Origin of the sequence: uncultured Lamprocystis sp., from assembly GCF_903933125.1 — a bacterium.
GTDB lineage: Bacteria > Pseudomonadota > Gammaproteobacteria > Chromatiales > Chromatiaceae > Thiodictyon.
Genome location: NZ_CAIZIZ010000036.1, coordinates 1 through 3,176, shown reverse-complemented (window position 1 = coordinate 3,176; position 3,176 = coordinate 1). Strand labels below are relative to the sequence as shown.

Annotated in this window: 4 protein-coding genes; all 4 read right to left on the bottom strand. The window is 65.9% G+C overall.

Annotated features, from left to right (window positions below; genetic code table 11):
- Positions 1-1,647 (bottom strand): recombinase family protein (locus QZY03_RS01510; RefSeq protein WP_295577530.1); only part of this gene is annotated, 1,647 nt, incomplete at its 3' end.
- 133 nt (positions 1,648-1,780) lie between these two features.
- Positions 1,781-2,113, bottom strand: coding sequence for a DUF6788 family protein (locus tag QZY03_RS01505; protein WP_295577528.1), 333 nt, complete (start codon positions 2,111-2,113; stop codon positions 1,781-1,783).
- Positions 2,114-2,131: 18 nt separating this feature from the next.
- The gene (locus tag QZY03_RS01500) at positions 2,132-2,440 is read right to left on the bottom strand and encodes a DUF5372 family protein (protein WP_295577526.1); all 309 of its coding nucleotides are present in this window, start codon (positions 2,438-2,440) and stop codon (positions 2,132-2,134) included.
- A gap of 7 nt (positions 2,441-2,447) precedes the next feature.
- On the bottom strand, positions 2,448-2,774 hold the full coding sequence (locus tag QZY03_RS01495; RefSeq protein ID WP_295577524.1) for a hypothetical protein: 327 nt from the start codon (positions 2,772-2,774) through the stop codon (positions 2,448-2,450).
- Positions 2,775-3,176 lie beyond the last annotated feature (402 nt).

Sequence of the window (3,176 nt, the reverse complement as noted above, 5' to 3'; positions counted from 1 at the left end):
CGTGACCGGCGCGTCGCTGCAGGCGCCACCCTGCCAGCGAATGTGCAGCAGCAGTTGCTTGGGTGCACAACGCTCCACCGTTACATCCTGGATCAGCAGACGCAACAGGCGTTTACGATCTTTGGCCGGGGTCGTGGGGGCCGCCCACAGACGGGGAAAATCCACCGCCAGGGCCAGCACCTGGTCGCGCTGCGCCGGGGTCGCCACCCGTACCTGTTGCTGTTGGACCTGCGCCACCTGCGCGTGCAACTCCGCCAGGCGTTGCAGGGCTTGATTCCAACGTTCTTCCAGGGTGGCGGCCACCAAGCGGTTGGCGGGATCGACCTCCGTGTAGCGGCGCTCCGCCAACTGGACCTCGTAGTCGGCACGCTCCAGGCGCAACTGCCACTGGCGAGTCACGGCCGCATCCCGCGTCTCCAACTGTTCGAGTGCGGTGAGGGCGAGTTGCAACTCGGCCGGCTGCAGAACGGCCAACACCTGTTCGACCACGGCCGCATCCAGCAACGCGCACCGCACCGCGAGACAGTCGCGCGTTTGCAGACCGTCGCGGCGACGCCCACTGCAGCGGTAGGTGGGATAGACCCCGCCACTGCCCTGGTAGCGAACGGTGACACGCCGCCCGCATTGGCCACAGATCAGTAATCCCTGCAAGAGCGCCAGGCCCTCACGTGCCGGCCCGCTCAGCACGCTCGCCTCGCCATGGGTGCAGTTGCGCGCCAAACGCGCTTGATTGGCCAGAAACTCCTCCCAGTCGATGTAGCCCTCGTGGTGCTGCTGCAGGTTGACGCGCCAGTCCGTCATGGGCACGGCCGCGATCGTGGTGGCGACCTCCCCCTGCGCGTTGAGGGTCCGTCGGTACTGATCGCGGCCGAAGACATAGGCACCTGCATAGGCCGGATTCTTCAGGAGCCCCAAGACCCGCGCATGACTCAGCCGCCCCCACAAGAGTCGCCCGTCCCAGGCGCCGCCATAGGCCCGCTTGGGAAACCGCAGGCCGGCTTTGACAAACTGCTGGACGACGGCGTACGCGCTGCCGGTTTCGTGAAACAGGCGAAACACCAAGGCGATGGCCCCGCGCACCTCCGCATCGGGGTCCAGGACGATCGTTCCCTCCTGATCGTAGACCAGGCCCACCGGCAGCGGACTGCGCAGTTCGCCCTTGGCCGCCTTGTTGCGCTTCCCGCCGAGGAGGCGCGCGCGCAAAAAATGCAACTCCGCCTGTGCCATGGTGCCCTTCAGACCCAGCAGGAGTCCGTCGTTGAAGTCGCTCGGGTCGTAGCAGCCATCCGCGTCGATCACCAGGGTGTGGGTCAGGGCACACAGCTCCAGCAGCCGTTGCCAATCCGCATTGGAACGGGCCAGCCGCGAGACCTCCAAGGCCAACACCGCCCCGACATGGTCCATCGAAACCTCGGCCACCAGGGTCTTGAAGTCCTCCCGATGGGTGCTGTGTGCACCCGATAGACCCAGGTCGCCGTCCAGGACCCGGATCGCCTCCGCCGCCCAGCCCAGCGCCAGGGCCTTCTCGCGCAGGGCATACTGCCGCTCGGTACTCTCGCGGTGATGGTGCACCTGTCCCAGCGTCGATTGGCGCACATAGATGTAGGCCGGTCGCTGCAGGTGCTGGCTCGTGATCTGCGCACTCATGGAAGACCTCCGCAGGCGGGGGATGGCGCGCCTCCTCATCGCGGAAGGTGGCCAACATGTTCGCGAGCAGCCGGGCCACGCGGGGAACGTCGAAGGGGACAGTGACGGGACTGTTAGGCACGCTCACCCCCCGCTACAGCCGCTCCCGGCGGCGCAGGAGATCACCATTGATGGCGCAGAGTTCCTCCAAAATGTCGCGCGTGCGCTGGTAGTTAGCCAGCGCCGTGCGCACGTGCTCGAGCGCCGCCTGGGGCACATAGTCCATCTGTGGACGCGCCCCCGAGTGACTGGTCGACAGGTAATACTTGGGTCCATGGCCGGGCCCGTCGGCACAGTGGCAACCCGGCTTGCCGCAGCGTTTGTAACGCTCAATCAGGGAGCCGCGCAGGATTACGGGCGGCGGGGGCAGTTGCTGCAACAGCAGGGTACGGCGGCGTCGCAGCACTGGAGTGGACTTGTCGCGCATGTCGATCAGACCACGTCTTTAACTGGTCTGAGCATGGTCGATAGCGCCCGATTCGTCAAGCTGTCGGGCGTCACGTTCGGCCAACTCGCCAACCAGTTCGACCAGCGTCAGGAGGGTCTCGCAGGTGAGTTTCCGCGCCGCACCATCCGGCGCCAGGACGGGCGCGGTCAGCGACCAGTCCGTCCACTCCCGGGCGACGGCGTAACTGCCCCGCTCGGCATAGCGCAACAGCAGCGTGTCGATGCCGCCGACCCGGCGCGTCTTGAGCACCTCAAAGCGTTGGCCGGTCAGTGGATGGAAGGGATGGATGATCGTGGCCCATCCCAAAGGTGGGTTAGGGGTGAGTGCAGTTGACGAGGAACGTCGGCACCCCGAGCGGACGCTGCCGCCCGTCCCCCTTGGGGATGTAGGTACGCCGCACTGGCATTGGCTGGTAGCCCAGTCGGCGTATCCGTGCCGACAGGTCCGTCAGTCGCGCTTCCACGCCCTGTCCGTAGTCGTCTTTCCTTATCCCATCGACTCCGGGCGCTTTGCGTCCGTCTTGTCGCCCGAAGCTCTCGCGCAAACCCTCGGGGTCACACAACAACCCCATCAGGGAGGTGAACCGCGTCTGCGGCTCTTCGCGCGCCATCAGTGTGAAACGCTCAAGTTTGGTTGTCACGGTCAGAGTCGAATGGCACTGACTTAAGCTGCGGCATCTATAAATCAGCGGCTTACAGCTTTTTCGACAAGCAGTCACTTGAGTGGAAGCGGCATTTTCCGCGGTGTTTCCTGGCCCTTGCCTGGTCCGCAACGGTTTTTCGCTCGCTTCACTGCATCGCAACCAATTGTTTCTGTGATGCTTGCTCCTTAACTCGACTTTGGCCATTTTAGGCGATCTCGATCATCGTGCCAGCCGCGACCGGCAGTCGCGGGGCGCGGGTCCGCACGGCGGACCCTGGGGGACCACGGAAGCAACCCGTCAGGCCCGCGGGCGGCCCCGGCGCGGCGGCGCGGAGCGCCGCGCGAGGCCGCTCAGGCGGTCGCGGCCAGCTGCGCGAGCACGCGCTCCCAGTCTGGGCGG

Excerpts from the sequence above, each read along its gene's own strand:
- QZY03_RS01505 (WP_295577528.1), bottom strand. The coding sequence starts at position 2,113 with ATGCGCGACAAGTCCACTCCAGTGCTGCGACGCCGCCGTACCCTGCTG.